At 59.8% G+C, this 21,022-nt stretch carries 19 protein-coding genes; 8 read left to right on the top strand and 11 right to left on the bottom strand.

Going from position 1 to position 21,022, the window contains the following annotated elements:
• Positions 1-57: 57 nt before the first annotated feature.
• Positions 58-963 (bottom strand): TauD/TfdA dioxygenase family protein, encoded by a 906-nt coding sequence (locus ACA049_RS01015; RefSeq protein ID WP_497332439.1) that lies wholly within the window; start codon positions 961-963, stop codon positions 58-60.
• Positions 964-1,146: 183 nt separating this feature from the next.
• Here ACA049_RS01015 and ACA049_RS01010 point away from each other — a divergent pair, with 183 nt between their 5' ends.
• Positions 1,147-2,067, top strand: coding sequence for a LysR family transcriptional regulator (locus tag ACA049_RS01010; protein ID WP_497332437.1), 921 nt, complete (start codon positions 1,147-1,149; stop codon positions 2,065-2,067).
• 97 nt (positions 2,068-2,164) lie between these two features.
• Here ACA049_RS01010 and ACA049_RS01005 read toward each other — a convergent pair whose 3' ends face one another.
• A complete protein-coding gene (locus ACA049_RS01005) occupies positions 2,165-3,178 on the bottom strand; it encodes an ABC transporter substrate-binding protein (RefSeq protein WP_497332435.1) in 1,014 nt (337 codons plus the stop codon).
• A gap of 385 nt (positions 3,179-3,563) precedes the next feature.
• Between ACA049_RS01005 and ACA049_RS01000 the strand changes: the two genes are divergently transcribed.
• The 3 genes from ACA049_RS01000 to ACA049_RS00990 are packed head-to-tail and all read left to right on the top strand — an operon-like array spanning position 3,564 to position 7,599.
• Positions 3,564-5,162, top strand: a complete 1,599-nt coding sequence (locus ACA049_RS01000; protein WP_497332433.1) for an ABC transporter permease — start codon at positions 3,564-3,566, stop codon at positions 5,160-5,162.
• Complete coding sequence (locus ACA049_RS00995) at positions 5,159-5,974, top strand: ABC transporter ATP-binding protein (protein ID WP_497332431.1); 816 nt, start codon at positions 5,159-5,161, stop codon at positions 5,972-5,974. Before ACA049_RS01000 ends, ACA049_RS00995 begins: the two co-directional genes overlap by 4 nt.
• Before the next feature lie 14 nt (positions 5,975-5,988).
• The gene (locus tag ACA049_RS00990) at positions 5,989-7,599 is read left to right on the top strand and encodes an arylsulfatase (RefSeq protein WP_497332429.1); all 1,611 of its coding nucleotides are present in this window, start codon (positions 5,989-5,991) and stop codon (positions 7,597-7,599) included.
• A gap of 132 nt (positions 7,600-7,731) precedes the next feature.
• Here the strand turns inward: ACA049_RS00990 and ACA049_RS00985 are convergent, their stop codons facing one another.
• On the bottom strand, positions 7,732-8,805 hold the full coding sequence (locus ACA049_RS00985) for a fatty acid desaturase (RefSeq protein ID WP_497332427.1): 1,074 nt from the start codon (positions 8,803-8,805) through the stop codon (positions 7,732-7,734).
• 100 nt (positions 8,806-8,905) lie between these two features.
• On the opposite strand from ACA049_RS00985, the gene ACA049_RS00980 reads away from it, so the two are divergent.
• Positions 8,906-9,910 (top strand): AraC family transcriptional regulator, encoded by a 1,005-nt coding sequence (locus ACA049_RS00980; protein ID WP_497332425.1) that lies wholly within the window; start codon positions 8,906-8,908, stop codon positions 9,908-9,910.
• Between the two features lie 145 nt (positions 9,911-10,055).
• On the opposite strand, the gene ACA049_RS00975 is transcribed toward ACA049_RS00980, so the two are convergent.
• Together ACA049_RS00975 and ACA049_RS00970 are read right to left on the bottom strand one after the other, a co-directional pair.
• Positions 10,056-10,421, bottom strand: a complete 366-nt coding sequence (locus ACA049_RS00975; protein ID WP_497332423.1) for a response regulator — start codon at positions 10,419-10,421, stop codon at positions 10,056-10,058.
• A 189-nt stretch (positions 10,422-10,610) separates the two neighbouring features.
• Positions 10,611-11,297 (bottom strand): Crp/Fnr family transcriptional regulator, encoded by a 687-nt coding sequence (locus ACA049_RS00970; RefSeq protein WP_497332421.1) that lies wholly within the window; start codon positions 11,295-11,297, stop codon positions 10,611-10,613.
• Positions 11,298-11,381: 84 nt separating this feature from the next.
• Here ACA049_RS00970 and ACA049_RS00965 point away from each other — a divergent pair, with 84 nt between their 5' ends.
• Positions 11,382-11,900, top strand: a complete 519-nt coding sequence (locus tag ACA049_RS00965) for an Mpo1 family 2-hydroxy fatty acid dioxygenase (RefSeq protein WP_497332419.1) — start codon at positions 11,382-11,384, stop codon at positions 11,898-11,900.
• Between the two features lie 93 nt (positions 11,901-11,993).
• Here the strand turns inward: ACA049_RS00965 and ACA049_RS00960 are convergent, their stop codons facing one another.
• The 6 genes from ACA049_RS00960 to dibA all read right to left on the bottom strand — a co-directional run bounded on the left by ACA049_RS00960 (position 11,994) and on the right by dibA (position 18,320).
• Positions 11,994-12,983 carry a sulfate/molybdate ABC transporter ATP-binding protein gene (locus ACA049_RS00960; protein ID WP_497332417.1) on the bottom strand — a complete coding sequence of 330 codons (990 nt, stop codon included), beginning with the start codon at positions 12,981-12,983 and terminating at the stop codon, positions 11,994-11,996.
• 3 nt (positions 12,984-12,986) lie between these two features.
• Complete coding sequence (gene cysW, locus ACA049_RS00955) at positions 12,987-13,856, bottom strand: sulfate ABC transporter permease subunit CysW (RefSeq protein WP_497332415.1); 870 nt, start codon at positions 13,854-13,856, stop codon at positions 12,987-12,989.
• A 14-nt stretch (positions 13,857-13,870) separates the two neighbouring features.
• Positions 13,871-14,689, bottom strand: coding sequence for a sulfate ABC transporter permease subunit CysT (cysT, locus tag ACA049_RS00950; RefSeq protein WP_497332413.1), 819 nt, complete (start codon positions 14,687-14,689; stop codon positions 13,871-13,873).
• 175 nt (positions 14,690-14,864) lie between these two features.
• Positions 14,865-15,878 (bottom strand): sulfate ABC transporter substrate-binding protein, encoded by a 1,014-nt coding sequence (locus tag ACA049_RS00945; RefSeq protein ID WP_131060523.1) that lies wholly within the window; start codon positions 15,876-15,878, stop codon positions 14,865-14,867.
• A gap of 69 nt (positions 15,879-15,947) precedes the next feature.
• A complete protein-coding gene (gene oscA, locus ACA049_RS00940) occupies positions 15,948-16,130 on the bottom strand; it encodes a sulfur starvation response protein OscA (RefSeq protein WP_007945260.1) in 183 nt (60 codons plus the stop codon).
• 270 nt (positions 16,131-16,400) lie between these two features.
• Positions 16,401-18,320: a phosphodiesterase DibA gene (dibA, locus tag ACA049_RS00935; protein ID WP_497332411.1), complete on the bottom strand. Its 1,920-nt coding sequence runs from the start codon at positions 18,318-18,320 to the stop codon at positions 16,401-16,403.
• 146 nt (positions 18,321-18,466) lie between these two features.
• Between dibA and desA the strand changes: the two genes are divergently transcribed.
• Together desA and ACA049_RS00925 are read left to right on the top strand one after the other, a co-directional pair.
• Positions 18,467-19,651 (top strand): delta-9 fatty acid desaturase DesA, encoded by a 1,185-nt coding sequence (desA, locus tag ACA049_RS00930; protein WP_497332409.1) that lies wholly within the window; start codon positions 18,467-18,469, stop codon positions 19,649-19,651.
• Positions 19,652-19,922: 271 nt separating this feature from the next.
• A complete protein-coding gene (locus tag ACA049_RS00925; protein ID WP_497332407.1) occupies positions 19,923-20,912 on the top strand; it encodes a GGDEF domain-containing protein in 990 nt (329 codons plus the stop codon).
• The last annotated feature ends 110 nt before the right edge of the window (positions 20,913-21,022 follow it).

Raw genomic sequence — 21,022 nt, 5'->3', positions numbered from 1 at the left:
ACATATTGACTGATAGACCGCTTTCGCGAGCAAGCCCGCTCCCACAGGGTCCGTGTTTCACACCCCCTTGATGGTCTGACTCCGCTGCCCTGCCACCCCAACCGGCACTTCGCCCTTCAACGTCACCCGCCGCACAACCCGGTCCTGAACCCCATAATCATCCACCGCATAATGCTGGGTCGAACGGTTGTCCCAGATCGCCACATCCCCAGCCTGCCAGCGCCAGCGCACGGTGTTTTCCAGGCGCGTGACATGGCTTTGCAGCAAGCCGAACAAGTGCGCTGAATCCGCCTGGGAATAGCCCTTGATGCGCTTGACGAAATGCCCCAGCAACAAGCTCTTCTCGCCGCTGATCGGGTGCACACGTACCACCGGATGCTCGGTTTCGTAAACGGTCGAGGTGAAGATCTTGCGGTAGCGCTCAAGCTTCTCCGCCGACACGTCCGGTTTGGCGCCGGCATAGTCATATTCGTTGCTGTGTACCGCCACCAGTTTGTCCGCCAGCTCGCGCAGCTCCGGCGCCAGCTCGTTGTACGCAGTCGCGGTGTTGGCCCAGACCGTATCCCCACCAAAGGCTGGCGCCACAACGGAGCGCAGAATCGAGGCCTTCGGGTAGGCGTCGACGAAGGTCACGTCGGTGTGCCAGGAGTTGGCGCGTTGGCCTTCAGCGCCGTCCAGTTCCAGCAGGTAACGGGTGCCGTCACGCACCGGCACCGTCGGGTGCGCCACCGGTTCGCCGAGCAAGTGAGCGAAGGCCTCCTGGCGCTGATCGTCGAGCTGGGTCTGCTCGCGGAAGAAGATCACTTTGTATTGCACCAGCGCCTGCTGAATGGCTTCGATGGTGCTGGCGTCCAGCTCACCGGAGAGGTGCACGCCACGGATCTCGGCGCCGATCCGACCGGCCACCGGGTGGATTTCAAGCGCGTGAACAGCGGGTTTTACAGCGAAAGCGGCATTGCTCATGGGTAGACCCTCGATCGGACTGCTGACGGTTGAGCGGCAGCGAAACAACGCTCTATCTATATTCACTTTAGATCTAATAGATATTCACATGCTTCGTTGACGGAATAAGAGCTTGCATTTAAAACCTCAAGCAACCCTCGTCGCAAATGCCTTCGAGCTATTTTTAGGATGCCGGAAAAGCATATGGATCTTCGTCAGCTGCGCTACTTCATCGCCCTCAACGAACACCGCAGTTTTGTCCGTGCGGCCGACGCCATGGGCATCACTCAACCGGCGTTCAGCCGCAGTATTCAAGGGCTGGAGCAAGAGTTCGGCTGTGTGCTGGTGGACCGCGGCAACAAGGATTTGCGCCCCACGCCCGAAGGCCAGGTGGTGCTGCAACATGCCCTGACCCTGGTGCAGGGCGCGGCGCTGCTCAACGCTGAAGTGACGCAGATGACCAAGCTCGACGCCGGCGAACTTCGCTTCGGTTGCGGCCCGGCCCCGGCGGTGAAACTGGTGCCGGATGCGGTGGCGCAATTCATCAACGCGCACCCGAAAGTGCGCACCTGTTTCCAGGTGGATAACTGGGAAAAACTCAGCCGCGCACTGAGCCGTGAGGAGATCGAATTCTTCATCGCCGACATTCGCCATTTCGAGGCCGACCCGAACTTCCAGACCCAGGCGCTGACACCCAAGCGCGGGGTGTTTTTCTGCCGGCCAGGGCACCCGTTGCTGGCCAAGGAAAGCCTGTCGACCAACGACATGTTTGACTACCCGCTGGCGACCACGCTGATCCCACCGGGCATCCGTAAATTGCTGGCGAACCTCAGTGGGCGGATGGATTTTGCCTCGACCATCGAGACCGAACATTTCCCGGCGCTGGTGAAGATCGTGCTGCAATCGAATGCGATTGGCGTGGGGACTGAAGAGGCGTTTGTCGAGGACGTGGCCAAAGGTTCGCTGGTGTTGCTGCATTGGCGCAATCTGCCGCAGAACATCGAGAGCATGAATGCGCGGTGCGGGATTGTCAGTCGCACCGGGTTTCGGTTGTCGCCTGCGGCGCGGGCGATGATTGAGACGTTGGTGGCGGTGGATAAACAACAGATTAGCGTCGCGGTTTAGGGCCTCTTCGCGGGCAAGCCTCGCTCCTACAGGTCATACGCGATCTCTGTAGGAGCGAGGCTTGCCCGCGAAGGGGCCCGCATAGACTCCCGAGTTTTCAGAGCTTCGCAGCCGCCAGTTCAGGCGCCACCCAATCACTCACCTTGAACGGCTTGCGAATCAGCTTCTGCTGCGAAGCCAGATCCACCGCATCCTGCAACTTGCCCAGGAACACCGGATCAAGCGTCGAAGGGAAAACCTCGCTCAGTTTCTGGTCCTTCAGATCCTGCGTCAGAATCACCGCCGGGTAATTTGCCAGCCCCGACACCAACTGAATGTACGCGTCCTTGTTGCTGTCCTGAGTCAGCCACTGCACCGCCTGCTGTTGCGCCTTGAGCAGTTTGGCGACCACCTCGGGGTTCTCGTCGACAAACTTCCCGGTCCCCACCAACACCGCCTGAACACTGCCCGCACCACCGAGGTCCTTGGTGTTCAGCGGCAACTCCGCCAATCCTTTTGCTTGCAACGCTGCCAACCCGGAACTGCCCCAGGACGCGTCGATCTGCTTCGCCGCCAGCGCCGCGACGGCACCACTGAAATCGAGGTTGATGACCTTCACGTCCTTCTCGCTCAAACCCTGGCTGGCCAACGCCGCATCGAAGGACAACTGCGTCGCCGTACCGCGGAAGATCGCCACGCGCTTGCCTTTGAGGTCTTGCAGCGTCTTGATCCCCGAGCCTGGCACCACGCCCAGATACTGTTTCACGCCACGCGCACTCGCGCTGAGCAGTCGGGTGTCGAGGCCGTTCGATTTGCCGATGATTGCTGCCAGATCACCGAGGTAGGCCAGGTCGACTTGTCCGTTGGCAAAGGCTTCATTGATCACCGGCCCTGCGCCCTTGAAGAAACTCCACTGGATCTTGATGCCTTGCTCGGCGAAAGCCTTTTCGAAGATCTGCTGGTCGCGCAACACGTCCACTACACCGCCGCCGCTGTGCTGGGTGCCGGCGCTGAGGTCGGGCACGGCGATGCGGATTTCCTTGAGTTCGGCGGCGTTGACGGTAAAGGCCAGCAAGCCCGCCAGAGCCGGTGCAGCAAACAGGCTGATGACACGTTTGAAAGGGATGTTCATGGGTACAGCTCCTTGAGGGCGACGGGCGTTGAGGAGCTGAAAGTAGGCCTAATCCGGACCAGCACTTAAATACTATAAATTCACATTTTTAGATCTTTTGGACCTAAGCCAACCACGACGCGGGGCGCGGCCGGGTATGCATAACCAGCATCGAAAATATTCTTCGAATGCATTGGATGCGTGTGGCGTGGAGGCCTTAAATGGCTTGGCTTATCTCTCAATAGCATTGATTTGAATTTTTATAGATCGATTTTGCATACACCTCACAACCGGTAGGAGCGAGGCTTGCCCGCGAAGAGGCCATCAAAATCCAACGTAGATGTTGGCCATGAAATCGCCTTCGCGGGCAAGCCTCGCTCCTACAGGTCAAGACAGGAGGTCACTCATGGCCCGTGTTTCCCTGCTTTCCCTGCCACTGGCCGCACCGCCGCTTAAAGGCCGGCGCCTGTGGCCGAGCCTGAGCCAGCGACTGTTGCCGTGGTTATTGCCGATCAGTTTGTTCGCATTGTGGTGGCTCGCCAGCCGCAACCACTGGATGAGCCAGCAGATCCTGCCGGCGCCATCGCTGGTCTGGAGCAGCGCCGTGGAACTGTCCCAAGGCGAATTGTGGAGCCACTTGTGGATCAGCCTGCAACGCTTGTTCTGGGGCTTGCTCGCCGGGATCAGCGCCGGGGCTGTTTTCGGTGCGGCACTGGGTTTCAGTCGGCGCCTTGAAAGGCTGGTGTTCCCGACATTCGCCGGGCTGGCACAAGTTCCGACATTGGCTTGGATTCCGCTGTTCATGGTGTTTTTCGGCATCGGCGAAGTGTTGAAACTGGTGGTGCTGATCAAAGCCATCGTGGTGCCGGTGACGCTGCACACGCTGGTCGGCGTGCGTGATGCGCAACCCAAATTGCGAGAAGCCGCCGCGGTGTTGCGCTTGCCACCACGCCTGTTGATCCGGCGTCTGGTGCTGCCCGCCGCGCTGCCGGCGTTCATGGCCGGCGTGCGTCTCGCGTTGGCCGCCGGTTGGACCTCGTTGCTGGCGGTCGAACTGCTCGCCTCCAGTGAAGGCATCGGCTACCTGATGGTCTGGGCCCGACAGTTGTTCATGCTCGATATCGTGTTTGTCTGCATCGTGGTCATCGGCTTGATTGGCGTGGCGATGGATCGCGGCATCGGCCTGCTGGATAAAAAACTGGTGCACTGGCCGCACCCGGCCACGGCGGAAATCCGTCGCGGACCTCGTTACGAAGGCTGGCAACGCCTGCAACCTTGGCTGCTGCCGTTGACGCTGTTGGTGGTGTGGCAATTGGCGTCGGATCAACAGTGGGTCGACGCGAACATTCTGGTCAGCCCGTTGGCGGTCCTCGATACCACCTGGAAGGGTTTGCTCGACGGCACCTTGATCGGCGGCATGGCCCTGAGCCTGGGGCGCACCCTCGGTGGTTTGCTACTGGGCGGCGGCCTCGGGTTTGCCTTGGGCCTGTTGCTCGGGCTGTCGCGCACCAGCGAACGAGTCCTCGGCCCAACCCTCGCCTCGATCCGCCAGATCGCCATTTTTGCCTGGGTGCCGTTGCTCACCGCGTGGTTCGGCCTGGGGGAACTGGCCAAGTGGGTCTTCGTCGCCCTCGCCGCATTCTTCCCGTTGTTCATCGCCACCCAACGCAGCGTCGCCAACCTCTCGCCGCAACTCAATGAAGCCGCGCAGGTGTTGCGCCTGAACCTCGGGCAGCGCCTGCGTCGACTGGTGTTGCCGGGCGCCGCGCCGGGGATTTTCGCCGGGCTGCGGCTGAGCCTGATTTACGCCTGGCTCGGCACCATCGGCGCCGAATATTTCATGCCGTCCAACGGCGGCATCGGCAGCCAGATGATCGGCGCCCAGCAACTGCTGCGCATGGACCTGATCATGGCCGGCATGCTGCTGGTCGGCCTGACCGGCGCCCTGCTCAACCTCATTGGTCAACGCCTGGAAATCCGCGCCACCCGCTGGAGACACGCATGAACGCACCGATTGTCAGCTTCAATCACGTGGGCAAATCCTTCGACGTCGACGGCTTTGAGCTGGAGGCGATTCGCGAATTCAACCTGGAGATCGCCGAGGGCGAATTTGTCGCCATTGTCGGCTCCAGCGGCTGTGGCAAATCCACTTTGCTGCGGCTGTTGGTCGGCCTCGACACGCAGTTTCGCGGGCAGATCAGCGTCGACGGCAAAGCCGTCACCGGCATCGGTGGCGAACGCGGCATTGTCTTTCAGGAACACCGCTTGTTCCCGTGGCTGACGGTCGAAGAAAACATCGGCCTGGGCCTGGTCAACGAGCCCCTGAGCGCCGAGCAAAAACACCAACGCATCGGCGATTTTATCGAGCTGGTCGGCCTGACGGATTTCACCCGCGCCTATCCGCATCAACTCTCCGGCGGCATGGCGCAACGCGTGGCGATTGCCCGAGGCCTGGTGGCCAGTCCACGGATTCTGCTGCTGGACGAGCCCTTCGGTGCCCTCGATGCGCTGACCCGCCAGCAGATGCAGGACGAGCTGCTGGCGATCCGCGCGCGGGCAAAAATCACCACGATTCTGGTCACCCACGACGTCGAAGAGGCGATTTTCCTCGCCGACCGCGTGGTGGTGATGGAGCCGCGTCCCGGACGGATCAAACAAGTGGTCGACATCGCCCTGCCCCATCCGCGCCAGCGCAGCAGTTTCGACTTCCACCAATTGCGTGAAGAACTGCTTCACGAGCTCACCAGTGATGACCATTACCAACCGACCGTGCCGGTGCAGATCAGTGATCTGCCGCTGTCCTTCATTGCCTGCTGAACAGGAGATTCTTGATGCCGCAACGTCCCAACTTTCTGGTGATCCTGGCCGATGACCTGGGCTTTTCCGATATCGGCGCGTTTGGAGGCGAAATCGCCACGCCGAACCTCGATGCCCTGGCCAACAATGGCCTGCGCCTGACCGATTTTCACACCGCGCCCACCTGCTCGCCGACCCGCTCGATGCTGCTCACCGGCACCGACCACCATATCGCCGGCATCGGCACCATGGCCGAAGCGCTGACCCCGGACCTGATCGGCAAACCGGGTTACGAAGGCTATCTGAACGACCGGGTGGTGGCGTTGCCAGAGCTGCTGCGCGAGGCCGGTTACCAGACGTTGATGAGCGGCAAATGGCACTTGGGCCTGACCGCCGAACTGGCGCCTCACGCCCGGGGTTTCGAGCGTTCGTTTTCGCTATTGCCCGGCGCGGCTAACCACTACGGCTTCGAACCGACTTATGACGAACAGACGCCCCGCCTGCTGAAATCGACGCCGGCGCTGTACATCGAGGACGACCAATTCATCGACGAGTTGCCGAAGGATTTCTACTCCTCCGACGCCTTCGGCGACAAGCTGCTGCAGTACCTCAAGGAGCGTGATCAGACCCGGCCATTCTTCGCCTATCTACCGTTTTCTGCGCCGCATTGGCCGTTGCAGGCACCGGCCGATGTGGTCGAGAAATACCGTGGCCGCTATGACGCCGGTCCCGAAGTGCTGCGCCTTGAGCGTCTGGAAAAACTCAAATCTCTCGGACTGATCGATGCCGATGTCGAACCGCATCCGCTGATCCAGCTCAGCGCGCAGTGGGAGGCGTTGAGCGATGAGCAACGGCAGATTTCCGCGCGGGCCATGGAGGTTTACGCGGCGATGGTCGAGCGCATGGACTGGAACATCGGTCGTGTTGTCGACTACCTGCGTAACCAGGGGCAGCTGGACAACACCTTCATCCTGTTCATGTCGGATAACGGGGCCGAAGGCGCGTTGCTGGAGGCGTTTCCGAAATTTGGCCCGGAGTTGCTGACGTACCTGAATCAGCACTACGACAACAGCCTCGACAACATTGGCCGCGCCAACTCTTACGTCTGGTACGGGCCGAACTGGGCCCAGACCGCCACCGCACCGTCGCGACTGTTTAAGGCGTTCACCACCGAAGGCGGGATTCGCGTGCCGGCGCTGGTGCATTACCCTCAGTTGTCGCTGAAGGGAAAGATCAGCCACGGGTTTGGCACGGTGATGGACATCACGCCGACCATCCTCGACCTCGCCGGTGTGCGGCATCCGGGCAAGCAATGGCGTGGCAAGGAAGTGGCCGAGTTGCGTGGGAAATCGTGGCTGGGGTTTCTGTCGGGCGAGACGGCGCAGGTGCATGACGAGCACACGGTGACGGGATGGGAGTTGTTTGGACGCAGGGCGATTCGCCAAGGGCAGTGGAAGGCGGTTTACATTCCCGGGCCGGTGGGGCCGGCGACCTGGCAGCTTTATGATCTGGGGAGTGATCCGGGGGAGATTCATGATTTGGCGTTGAGCCAACCCGAGAAGCTAAGTGCGCTGATCGGGCATTGGCAGACGTATGTGGATGAGACCGGGGTGATATTGAGTGAGTCGCCGTTTCAGCCGGATTGATTTAGCCTGAGCTGCCGCCTTCGCGAGCAAGCCCGCTCCCACAAGGTTTGGGGTTGCCCACATATTTTGTGTTCAACACCAATCCACTGTGGGAGCGGGCTTGCTCGCGAAGAGGCCCTCAATAACCACCCATCAAGCCCTGACGATACGCACCTCTTCCGGCTGCACTTCTTCCCCACGCACAAACCGGTTCGCCCGCCCAAACGTCCCGAAATCATTGAACCGCACGCCCATCTCGCGCATCACTTTATGTGCCACCGGCACGGTCATCTGGCGGATGTAAAACGGTTCCTTGACCACAAAATGATGAATCCCGTGGCTGCTGCCAAAGTTGAAGCAGAACGCCTGCATCGGCCACATCCACCACGGGTTCAGCACCTGGGTTTGCTGGATCACATTGCCCGGTTCCACGTCACCGTAGTAATGCATGTTGGAGCTGACAAAGTGCAGGCAAAACGTACGCAACACGTTCGGGCCGATGATCACCACCGCCGCGATGTCGATCACCTGCATCACTGACAGTGTGGTCGCCGACCATTCGATCGGTGCGCCCAGCAAATAGGCGATGCCATTGGCCGCATGGAAGCCCAGAAACAGGTACCAAGCGCCCCAATGCACCAATGCCAGTGGCGCGTAGACCTTCAGCGCGCGTTTGATGATGCTGAATTTATGTGTCCAGGTCTTGGCCCGCAGCATGCGAATGAACGCCGACATCACGTTGTCGCCGACCATCAGCAACCGCGCAAAACCCCAAGGCTCGCCATTGGTGATCGCGCGTTCTTCCATGTCGGCTTCCGTACCGGACACCTTGTGGTGGTTGAGGTGCAGATGCCGGCGAATCCACGGATTGATCGTACTCGGCCGCGCCAGCCATACCAGGCCCATCATCAGGTTGTGCGGCACGCGTTGTTTGCGGAAATACATGCTGTGAATCAGGTCGTGTTCCAGCTCGTGGGTCAGCGAGGCGAAGAACGCATTGAGCAGCAGGCACACCCACCAGGCCATGTGCCCGGTCAGGTAGAGCGCCGCTGACCCGATCATTCCGGCCAGCGCGAAGGCCAGAATGCCCGCGCCCAAGGCGTCCTGATGGTTGAGAATCGGGTAGCGTTTGCGCAGCTCGACGCCTCTGGCCAGCACCACTTCGCGAATATGGGCTGATCGTTGGGCTGCATTCAGTCGCTGGGGACTTGCAGAAGTACCGTCCATGCTTCCATCCTCTGGTTATTGATGTTTGCATCCTGCCTTGTGAACCCTCACATCGCGGTAGCCGTGAACGCCAACCTGTTGACCGGAAGCGCCAATCAGCATGACTGAACCGACCTCCCTCGCCAGCTGGACCCGCGCCCTGCGCAAGCAACTCGATGCGCTTGGCCTCGACAGCACCGCCCTGTGCCAACAGGCGGGGCTCGACCCGCAATTGATGGACGACCCGAACGCCCGTTACCCGTTGTCCGGCACCACGCGCCTGTGGGAAATCGCCGTGCAGGTCAGCGGCGACCCGGCGATTGGCCTGCGGGTGTCGCGTTTTGTCAGCCCGACTACGTTCCATGCGCTTGGTTACGCGCTGGTGGCCAGTGGCAGTCTGCGCGAAGTGTTCGAGCGCATCGTGCGTTATCACCAGGTGGTCAGCGATGCGCTGGAACTGGAGCTGACCCGCACCGAAGATCGCTACCGCTTTCGCCTGAAAATTCCCGAAGGCAATCCCGCGCCGGCGCTAGAAGCCATCGACGCGTTTGCCGCGATTTACGTGCGCACCTGCCGCAATCGCCTGGGCCGCGAATATGCGCCGATGGCGGTGTACCTGCGCCGCCCGGAACCGGCCGACCCGCATCAATGGCACAAGGTTTTTCGTTCGCCGGTGTACTTTGCTGCCGACGAAGACCGACTGGAGTTCGCCCTCGTGGACTTCGACAGTCACCTGGACGACGCCAACCCGGAACTGGCCGAACACAACGAAGCGGTCCTCAAGCGCACCCTGGCGCAACTCAAACCGCTGACCTGGGAACGCAAGGTCCGCGACGCCATTGAAGAACAATTGCCCGAAGGCGAGCCCAGCGCCGAACACATCGCCAAGGCCCTGCACCTGAGCTTGCGCAGCCTGCAACGGCATCTGGCGGATGAAGGCTGTCGGTTCGATACGTTGCTCAACGAAAGTCGGGAAAACCTGGCGCTGCTGCACTTGCGTGATCCGCAATGCTCGTTGAGTGAGATCAGTTATCTGTTGGGGTTCGCTGATACGAGCAGCTTCAGCCGCGCGTTCAAACGCTGGACCGGGATGACGCCGGGGCAGTTTCGGGATGGGTTGCGGTGATAGATCCGGAAGATGTATTGCCTGTTCCGGCCTCTTCGCGGGCAAGCCTCGCTCCTACAGGAATTTCGTCAATCGTGAGTACTACGCTGAACTGTAGGAGCGAGGCTCGCCCGCGAAAGGGATTGTTCAGACACCACGGAACCCACTACCGCCCCCGATCCCGCCGCAACAACTTGCGCACCCGCGCCACCAGCTCGCTCACGGCAAACGGCTTGAGCAAGTAATCATCCTCATGCAGCTCCAATCCACGCAGGCGATCTTCGATACCATCCTTGGTGGTGAGGAACAATACCGGCGTATCACCGAGCTTGCGGATCTGCTGCTGCAACTGCCAGCCGTTAAGCCCCGGCAGCATCACGTCGAGGATGATCAGCTCGTATTCGCCGGTCTCGATGAAGCGCCGGCCGTCCATGCCGTTGAGCGCCACGTCGACCGCATAACTCGCCTCGTTCAGGCCGTTGGCCAAGTGTTTGGCGATCTCCGGTTCGTCTTCTACTAACAGCACACGCATGGCACACCTCGATTGTCGTCATCACAGGCTAGGCGCGTTCGCAGCGGTTGCCCACCACAATATCTCTTTTCACCCTATTCCATTGTGGGAGCGGGCTTGCTCGCGAAGAGGCCGGGTCAGTCGACATAGATGCCGCCTGATCCACCGCTTTCGCGAGCAAGCCCGCACACAGGGAATGTGTTCAAGGCGTCAGATTGTCGCCAACGCCCGCAACCGCTCGGCATCGACAATCTCGATCTCGCCGTACTTCAAGTTCAAAATTCCCTGTCCCTGCAGATCCTTGAGGATCTGGTTGGTCGTCTGGCGCGACAGCGACAGCATCGACGCCAATTGTTCCTGGGGCAGTTGCAGCACCCGGCGCGGTGGATCGAATTCGCCGTAACCCTCGGCGATCATCAGCAGACGATGCGCCAAGCGTGTCGGCGCGGGCATCAGGCTCAGCTGTTCGAGGCTGATGAAGGTCAGGCGCAGTTTTTGGCTCATCAGCAGCGCCACTTGCCGCCAGTACACCGGTTGTTCGTCGAGCAACGCCAGCAGCGCCGCCTGCGGGATGTGCAACAGCGTGCACTGGCCCACCCCGAAGGCATCATGGGTGCGTGGCTGGCCGTCGAACAGGCAGATTTCGCCGAACCAATGGGGCGACTCCACGAGGCTCAGCAACGCTTCCTTGCCCTGCTCGCTGACCGCGCCGATACGCACCGAGCCTTCGAGCACCGCATACAACCCGCACGGCGGATCACCGCGCTTGAACAGCAGTTGCCCCGAAGACAACCGTCGCACTCGGGCCGCAGCCAGCAGACTATCCTGTAAGGGAACAGGTAAATGACTGAACCACTGCCCCGACTCCAGGCGCGAACGCCAAACCTGCATGTCCATGAAAACTCCTGGAGATTGTCGCCTGCCTGACAGAGCGAAACGTGAACCCGAGGCATGATCAATCACCCTACAGGAGGAATAACAATGAAAAGCCTCGTTGAGCATCTCAGTCAATACGCCGCTTACCACCGTGACCCGCGCAACATTGCCAGCCACTTTATCGGGATTCCGCTGATTGTGGTGGCCGTGGCAGTGTTGCTGTCGCGGCCGCAATGGGTTGGAGGCTGGGTTTCGCCGGCGGCGCTGGTGGCATTGGCCTCGGCGTGGTTTTACCTGCGCCTGGAGGTGCGGCTCGGGGTGTTGATGACGGTGTTGCTGGGGCTGTGCGTCTGGGCGGGTCAGGTGCTTGCGCAGCAAAGTACGCTGGTGTGGCTGGCGAGCGGGATCGGGATGTTCGTGGTGGGCTGGGCGATTCAGTTTGTCGGCCATCACTATGAAGGGCGTAAACCGGCGTTTGTCGATGATGTGACGGGGTTGATTGTCGGGCCGTTGTTTGTGGTGGTTGAGCTGGCGTTTTTGCTGGGGATGCGGCGGGATTTGAAAGAGCAGATCGAGGCGCGGGTGGGGGGTGTGCGGGTCAATCCGAAGCGTGCTGCTGCGTAGATCGCTTTCGCGGGCAAGCCTCGCTCCTACACGGAATCTATGTACGCCATAGATTCCGTGTAGGAGTGAGGCTTGCCCGCGAAGTTTTTGATCTTAGAGGCTAGCGAGTTTCTGCCAGACCTTGGGTTTGAAGAACAACGTCTCACCCTTCGCCAGGCCGATCAGGCTGTCGTGATCCTTCACCACTTCAGCTTCGATCAACTCACTCTGGCCTTCGACCTTCAACGTCACCCGAGTCGTCGCGCCCAACGGACGGATATCCCGCACTTCCGCCGCATGGTGATCTTCCAGCTCATGCCGCGACAGCGACACTTCGTGCGGCCGGAACAGCACGTGGTTGTCTTCACCCAGATGCAGACGGTTCGAATCGCCGAGGAAGTGATAAACGAAATCGCTGGCCGGATTTTCGTAAACGTCACCCGGTGAGCCGATCTGCTCGATCACGCCTTTGTTCATCACCACGATACGGTCGGCGACTTCCATGGCCTCTTCCTGGTCGTGGGTCACGAACACCGAGGTCAGGTTGATGTCTTCGTGCAGCCGCGCCAACCAGCGACGTAATTCTTTACGGACCTTGGCATCGAGGGCACCGAACGGTTCGTCGAGCAGCAGGACTTTCGGCTCAACCGCCAGGGCACGGGCCAACGCGATGCGCTGACGCTGACCACCGGAAAGTTGCTCCGGGTAGCGATCCGACAGCCAATCCAGTTGCACCATGTTCAGCAGTTCATGAACCTTCACCGCAATCTGGCTTTCGCTCGGGCGCTGGTTTTTCGGTTTCATGCGCAGGCCAAACGCGACGTTGTCGAACACCGTCATGTGGCGGAACAGCGCGTAGTGCTGGAACACGAAGCCGACGTTGCGATCACGCACGTCATGGCCGGAAACGTCTTCACCGTGGAACACGATGTTGCCCTGATCCGGGGTTTCCAGGCCGGCGATGATCCGCAACAGCGTGGTTTTACCGCAACCCGACGGGCCGAGCAGGGCCACGAGCTCGCCGCTTTGAATGTCCAGGCTGATGTTGTTCAGCGCCTTGAACGCATTAAAATTCTTGCTGACGTTACGCACTTCGATCGACATGAATTATTCCTCCGCGGCGCTGGCGCGCAGGCGGTTAATACGGTTTTCGCTCCACTGCTTAAGCAGCAGGATGAAGAGCGCCATGATCAGCAACAGGCTCGCCACAGCGAACGCGGCCACGTGGTTGTATTCGTTGTAGAGGATCTCGACGTGCAGCGGCAAGGTGTTGGTCACCCCGCGAATGTGCCCGGAAACCACCGACACCGCACCGAATTCACCCATCGCCCGCGCGGTACACAGCACCACGCCGTAGATCAGGCCCCATTTGATATTGGGGACGGTGACGTGCCAGAACATCTGCCAGCCATTGGCCCCGAGCAAGCGCGCGGCCTCTTCTTCCTGGGTGCCTTGTTCCTGCATCAGCGGGATCAGCTCACGCGCCACGAACGGCACAGTGACGAAGATCGTCGCCAGCACAATGCCCGGCAAGGCAAAGACGATCTGGATGTCGTGATCCTGCAACCACGGTCCGAACAGGCCTTGGGCGCCGAACATCAGCACGTAGACCAGACCGGCGATCACCGGCGAGACCGAGAACGGCAAGTCGATCAGCGTGACCAGCATGCTTTTGCCACGGAACGAGTATTTGCTCACACACCACGCCGCGCTGACGCCGAACACCACGTTCAGCGGCACCGAAATCAGCACGGCGATCACCGTGAGTTTCAACGCGGACAGGGCGTCCGGTTCGAAGATCGCGGTGAAGAATGCGCCCAAGCCGTTTTTCAAGCCTTGGGACACCACGATAAACAGCGGCAATACTAAAAACAGGATGAAGACCAGCCAGCACAGACCGATCAGGATTCGCCGCGACGTGGCACTGCCACGGCGGGAGGCGTTCGAGGAGGCTGCTGCAATAGACGATTGGGACATTATTCGCGCCTCCTTTAAGGGGTTTCGATTCGACGTTGCAGCAAGTTGATCAGCAGCAACAGGACAAAGGAAACCACCAGCATCAGTACACCAATGGAGGTAGCGCCGGTGTAATCGTACTGGTCGAGCTTGACCATGATCAGCAGGGGCAGGATCTCGGTTTTCATCGGCATGTTGCCGGCGATGAAAATCACCGAACCGTACTCGCCGACCCCGCGGGCAAAGGCCAAAGCAAATCCGGTCAGCCACGCTGGCAGCAGCGCGGGCACCAGGATATGGCGGAAAACCTGTAACGGTTTTGCACCCAGGCAAGCCGCTGCCTCCTCCACTTCACGCGGAATATCGGCCAACACGGGCTGTACGGTACGTACCACGAATGGCAGCGTCACAAAAGTGAGGGCAAGCGTGATGCCGAGGGGGGTATACGCAATCTTGAAACCCAGGTCCGCTGCAAACTGACCGACCAGACCGGTAGGGGTGTACAGCGCGGTCAGCGCGATACCCGCCACGGCAGTGGGCAAAGCGAACGGAAGGTCGATCATCGCGTCGATGATCTTTCGCCCCGGGAAGGAATAGCGCACCAGCACCCAGGCCAGCAGCGTGCCGATGATGCCATTGATGATCGCGGCATAGAGCGCGGTGCCGAAGCTCAGCTTCAACGCCGCCAACACCCGTGGCGCCGAGATAATCGCCCAGAACTGATCCCAGGTGAGTTGAGCGGCATGCACAAACATCGCCGCCAGTGGAATGAGCACAATCAGGCTGAGGTACACCAAGGTGTAGCCCAGCGTCAGCCCGAAGCCGGGTATGACGGGGGAGATACGACGCGACATAAAAGTCCTTGGTTAAAAAGCTATCCGCTAAACGCATCAATGTGGGAGCGGGCTTGCTCGCGAATAGGGCGTATCAGTCAACATTTACGTCGTCTGACACTCCGCCTTCGCGAGCAAGCCCGCTCCCACAAAGTACGCGCCCAAGCATAAGGCTCGTGGTGTGGCTTAAGTCAGGTTACTGCGCCTGATAGATCTGGTCGAACACACCGCCGTCATTGAAGAATTTCGGTTGAGCGGATTTCCAGCCACCGAAGTCCTTGTCGATGGTCACCAGGTCCAGGGTCGGGAACTGCTTGCTGTACTTGGCGGCCACATCCTTGTCACGTGGACGATAGAAGTTTTTCGCCGCAATTTCCTGGCCGGCCGGGCTGTACAGGTGCTTGAGGTACGCTTCGGCGATCTGCTCGTTGCCCTTTTTCTCGGCGTTTTTGTCGACCACGGCAACTGGAGGTTCGGCAAGAATCGACAGCGAAGGCACGACGATTTCGAACTTGTCAGCACCGCCGTCTTCTTTCAGCGCCAGGAACGCTTCGTTTTCCCAGGCCAGCAACACGTCGCCCTGACCGTTGTTGACGAAGGTGATAGTCGAACCGCGAGCGCCGGTGTCCAGAACCGGAACGTGTTTGAACAGGGTCTGCACGTATTCCTTGGCCTTGGCTTCGTCACCGCCGTTGGCTTTCAGGCCATAGGCCCAGGCCGCGAGGAAGTTCCAGCGTGCACCGCCGGAGGTTTTCGGATTCGGCGTGATCACCGACACGTCATTCTTGACCAGATCGCCCCAGTCCTTGATGCCTTTAGGGTTGCCCTTGCGCACCAGGAACACGATGGTCGAGGTGTAAGGCGTGCTCGCCTCAGGAAGACGCTTCTGCCAGTCCGCCGGCAGGGTCTTGCCGAGTTTGGCGATTTCGTCGATATCACCGGCCAGGGCCAGGGTCACCACGTCGGCCCGCAGACCGTCGATCACCGCCCGGCCTTGCTTGCCCGAACCACCGTGGGACTGCTGGATTTTCACGTTGTCGCCAGCGTGGTCCTTCTTCCAGAAGTTGACGAACTCAGCGTTGTAGTCCTGATACAGCTCGCGAGTCGGGTCATACGACACGTTGAGCAGCTCGTAATCCTTGGCAACCGCGGAACCAGCAAAAAGGGCACTGGCCAAAGCGGCCAAAGCGAAATGACGAATCGACGACATGGTGAAAGCTCCTGGAATTCTCGGTGTATTGGCTTTTTTTATGGGGTGCTGGAAGCGGTTGCCGGTTTTTTAGCTCGGTTTGTTACTCGGGTTCTGCAAACGGAATTTCTCTTTGCGTTCGATCTGGACCACCTGGGCGTTGTGCACGGTGATTTCCACGGCGCCAAAACGCAGATCGCGCAGTGCGCTCTGGATCTCACGCAAGATGGTGGCTTCGTCTTGACCGTCAACGCTACGTAGGGATGCGCTCATGGTGCTGCTCCTTCAACTGAGAGGTTGCCTGGCAGTGGCGGCACTGCTTGCGGCGTGAGAGCAATAGTAGAGACGTGCTGATATTCTTAAAAAGACTATTTAAGAATGTTTATATAACCAGAAACGATTATCTGGCAGGACAAGGGTTTGCGAGCTTTTGCCGCTTGAAAATCAAAAGATCGCAGCCTCGTTTCACTCGACAGCTCCTACAGGGATACGCATTTCCATGTAGGAGCTGTCGAGTAAAACGAGGCTGCGATCTTTTTGGTTTTAGCGAATTTCAGGCGCGCGCGCCCACTCCAGCTGCTCGGCCGGAACCGGTCGCCCAAACCAGTAGCCCTGCCCCAGATCGCAATCCTGCTCGAGCAGGAAACGCGCCTGCTCGACCTGCTCGATCCCTTCGGCATGCACCTGCATCCCCATGCTTTGCGCCAGCGCGATGATCACGCGTACGATCGCCGCGTCATCCTCATCCCAAGGAAGACCGGCGACAAAACCCTGATCGATCTTGAGCTTCTGCACCGGCAAACGCTTGAGCCGCAGCAGCGACGAATAGCCCGTGCCGAAATCATCGATGGCCAGCCGTACACCCAGCTCTCGCAGTCGATGCATCTGCTCCAACGCCACTTCCGGATCTTCCATCACTGCGCTCTCGGTGACTTCCAATTCCAGATACACCGGATCCAGTCCGGTTTCGTGCAGCACTTTCGCGACTTGCTGAAAGAGCTCACGGCGAGCGAACAATCGAGACGAGACATTCACCGCGACAAACGACAACGCCACGCCTGCCTGCTGCCACAAACACATTTGCTGACATGCCTGGCGCATAACCCAGGCATCGATCTCGGCGATCAGCCCGGTGCGTTCGGCGATGGGGATGAATTCTGCCGGCGACACCAGTCCGCGCTGCGGATGCTGCCAACGCACCAGCGCTTCGACGCCGATCAGGCGACGGGTCTTGAGGTCGTGAACCGGCTGGTAAAAAACGCGCAGCTCCTGCTGCTCCAGCGCCCGGCGTAGTTCAACGGCCGTCTCGACCCGATTCTGGGCATGGGCTGTCAGCTCTTCGGTATACAGGGCGTAGCCATCGCGACCGGCGCTTTTGGCCTTGAACAGCGCAGAGTCAGCGTTGCGCAAGAGCTGTTCGGCGCTCAAGGCGTCGCCGGGGAACAGGCTGATACCGATGCTGGTATTGATGAACAGTTGATGCCCGCCGATCAGGAACGGCTCTTTGAGGCCATCAATGATCCGTTGCGCCAGCGCTGCAGCCTGCATCAACTGCGGACAGATTTCGGCGAGTACCGCGAACTCATCGCCACCCAGCCGCGCCAACGTAAGCTCCGGGCCGAGCATGGCCTGCAAACGCTCGGCCACGGCTTTAAGCAGTTCGTCACCGATCGTGTGCCCGAGGCTGTCGTTGATCATCTTGAAATGATCCAGATCGATCATCAGCAGCGCACAGCCACGCTTGTGGAGTTGTGCCGACGTTAGTGCCTGCTCAGTGCGGTCGGTGAATAACAAGCGGTTAGGCAAATCCGTCAGCGGGTCGTGATGAGCCAGGTGCTTGAGCTCATGTTCGGAGTTCTTTATCGCGCTGATATCGGAAAACACGGCGACGTAGTGGCTGACCTGGCCCTGATCGTCGTGAATGACGCGGATCGTCTGCCATTGCGGATAGATCTCACCACTTTTGCGGCGGTTCCAGATTTCCCCGCTCCACTCGCCGATGCTGTTGAGTGTCGCGAACATCGCCTGGTAAAAATCCGCTGGATGATGGCCCGACTTGAACAGGCTTGGCCGCTGACCCAACACTTCCTCAAGCGAGTAGCCGGTTATTTGGATGAACGCCCGGTTGACGTGGACGATCAACCCGTTGCTATCGGTAACCAGCACGCCTTCACGCGTGCAATCAAATACCGCTGCCGCTTGACGCAAACGCTCGCGGTCGTCATGCCGCTCACGCAACGTGGCGCCGATCCCCAGGCACCGGAGCAATCGCGCTCGGGCGATGAAAATCAGTCCGGCACTAAACGCGACCCAGACGTAACCGTTGATCAGTTGCCATCGCAGTAACTCGGCGGAGTTATCGAAGAAACTGTTCAATAAATAGCCACTGAACTGCAGCCAGACTATGGAGAGCAGCAGATAAAGCAGCGCTGCACGCAACGCGTCGCGATAGGTGGCAGACATCGGCCGTCCTTGTCCCTGCGAAAAGGAGGGGATTATAGGTTAAAGAAACATCCAGCCACTCTTATCTGAAAGGGTGACTGGTTTTATCTGTGGGCTTAGTGATAATGCAACGGCTGTTTTTTTATTTATCGAGGGCCCTATAGCCTATGTGGTACGAAGGTTTTCTCGGCTTGTCGCCCTGGTCACTGGTGGCAGTCACCCTGCTGATGACCCACGTGACGATCGTCGGCGTCACGGTCTATCTGCATCGTTATTCAGCCCATCGCTCGCTTGAGCTCAATGCTGGCCTGAAACATTTCTTCCGCTTCTGGCTGTGGCTGACCACGGCGCAGAACACCCGCGAGTGGACCGCTATCCACCGCAAGCATCACGCCAAATGTGAAACCGTCGATGACCCGCATAGCCCGGTCATCAAGGGCCTGTCCACCGTTCTGCGCAAAGGTGCCGAGCTGTACCGCACCGAAGCGGAAAACCCGGAGACCCTGCGCATCTACGGCAAGAACTGCCCTGAAGACTGGATCGAGCGCAACCTGTACAGCCGCTTCCCGCTGCTGGGCGTGGGGATCATGGCGGTTATCGACCTGCTGCTGTTCGGCACCATCGGCATCACCATCTGGGCCATCCAGATGATGTGGATCCCGGTGTGGGCCGCCGGCGTGGTCAATGGCTTGGGCCATGCCATCGGTTACCGCAACTTCGAATGCCGCGATGCGGCGACCAATCTGGTGCCTTGGGGCATCCTGATCGGCGGCGAAGAACTGCACAACAACCATCACACCTACCCGAACTCGGCAAAATTGTCGGTGAAAAAGTGGGAGTTCGACCTCGGTTGGGCCTGGATCCAGGTTTTCAGTTTCTTCCGTCTGGCCAAGGTCCAGCGAGTTGCGCCGATCGCCCACCGCGTCGAAGGCAAAGGCAACCTGGACATGGACACCGCCATGGCGATCCTCAACAACCGCTTCCAGATCATGGCCCAGTACCGCAAATTGGTGATCGCGCCGCTGGTCAAGCAAGAGCTGGAAAAGGTCGATCACTCGGTCCGTCACCAGTTCCACCGGGCCAAACGTCTGCTCTCGCGGGAAACCAGCCTGCTGGACGACAAGCACCATTTGCGCATCCAGACCATGCTCGAGCACAGCCAGGCCCTGAAGGTAATTTACGAGAAACGCCTGGCCCTGCAGCAGATCTGGGTCAAGACCAGCACAAATGGTCACGACATGCTGGCCGCCATCAAGGATTGGGTTCACGAAGCGGAAGCCAGCGGGATTCAATCCCTGCGCGACTTCGCCGACCAACTGAAAACCTACTCCCTGCGCCCTGCTGCTGTCTGACCTGTCGCCACAAGCCTGCCTCTGGAAAGGGGCTTGCCTGTGGCGAGGGAGCTTGCTCCCGCTCGGCTGCGCAGCAGCAGCCAGACCTGACGACGCGTTTTAACTGAATAAACGCGTCGCTTATACCGCCCGGCGGGAGCCAGCTCCCTCGCCAACAAGGCCGGGAACCAATCCCCAAATCCCTTATCTCAAAGACACTTCGCCGCCCGGCGGGCTTTGCTGTAGCCGCTTTCGAAACTCGAGCGGCGTACGCCCTTTGAGATTTGTCCCGATGGTCTCCAAAAACCCACAAGACTCATCCCTTCCTCAGCTACCCGACGCTGCCCAAACGCTGATGGCACTCATGCATGCCCAAGGCGAAGTGGCGCGCCTGAGCGAGCGCGAACAGTTGTTCAGCTCCCTGCTGGTGAGCGTTAATGCGGTGCTTTGGGCATTCAATTGGGAAACCCGCCAGGTGCTCTACGTCAGCCCGGCCTATGAACGGATTTTTGGCCGTTCGGCAGGCCTGTTGCTGTCCGACTACAACGAATGGCGCGACAGCATTTTCCCCGATGACCTGGATTACGCCGAGCGCAGCCTGGCCGAAGTCCTGGTCAAAGGTGCCGTTGAAGACCGCGAGTACCGCATCATCGCCGCCGACGGCCAGGTGCGCTGGCTCAGCGACAAATGCTTCATCAACCGCCAGGCCGAGCCGGGGCAACCGGTGATCATTGTCGGCATTGCCGAAGACATCACCGAAAAGAAACGGATGGAGGCCGAGCTGCAGCGCCTGGCGACCACCGATGTGCTGACGCAAAGCAGCAATCGCCGACACTTCTTCGAATGCGCCCAGCGCGAGTTTGCCCAGGCGCGCAAGCAAGGCGCACCGATGGCGTTCCTGTTGCTGGACATCGATGACTTCAAAGTGGTCAACGACACTTACGGCCATCAGGCCGGCGACAACGTGCTGCAACGAATCGCCGAGAGCGGTCGTGCCGCGTTACGCCGGGGCGACGTGTTCGGAAGGATCGGTGGCGAGGAATTCGCCGCAGTGTTCCCGGGATGCGCTCCGGACATGGCCATGCAAGTCGCCGAGCGACTGCAACGGCAGATTCAGCAATTGAGCTTCAGCCATGACGACCAGACGTTCGGCATCACCGTCAGCCAGGGCTTGACCAGCCTGACTGCGCAGGACGATTCCCTCGACAGCGTGTTCGCCCGCGCGGATGCCGCGATGTATGAAGCCAAGCGGCAGGGTAAAAACCGAATCATCTCAGGCTGACGCCGGCCTCAGGCGCAACACAACACCAATGTGGGAGCGGGCTTGCTCGCGAAAGCGGTGTATCAGTCAACATTTACGTCGCCTGACACACCGCCTTCGCGAGCAAGCCC

This window comes from Pseudomonas sp. LBUM1662 (assembly GCF_059695915.1).
Note: the sequence above shows the minus strand (reverse complement) of the source record. Positions and strands in the feature narration are given on the sequence as shown.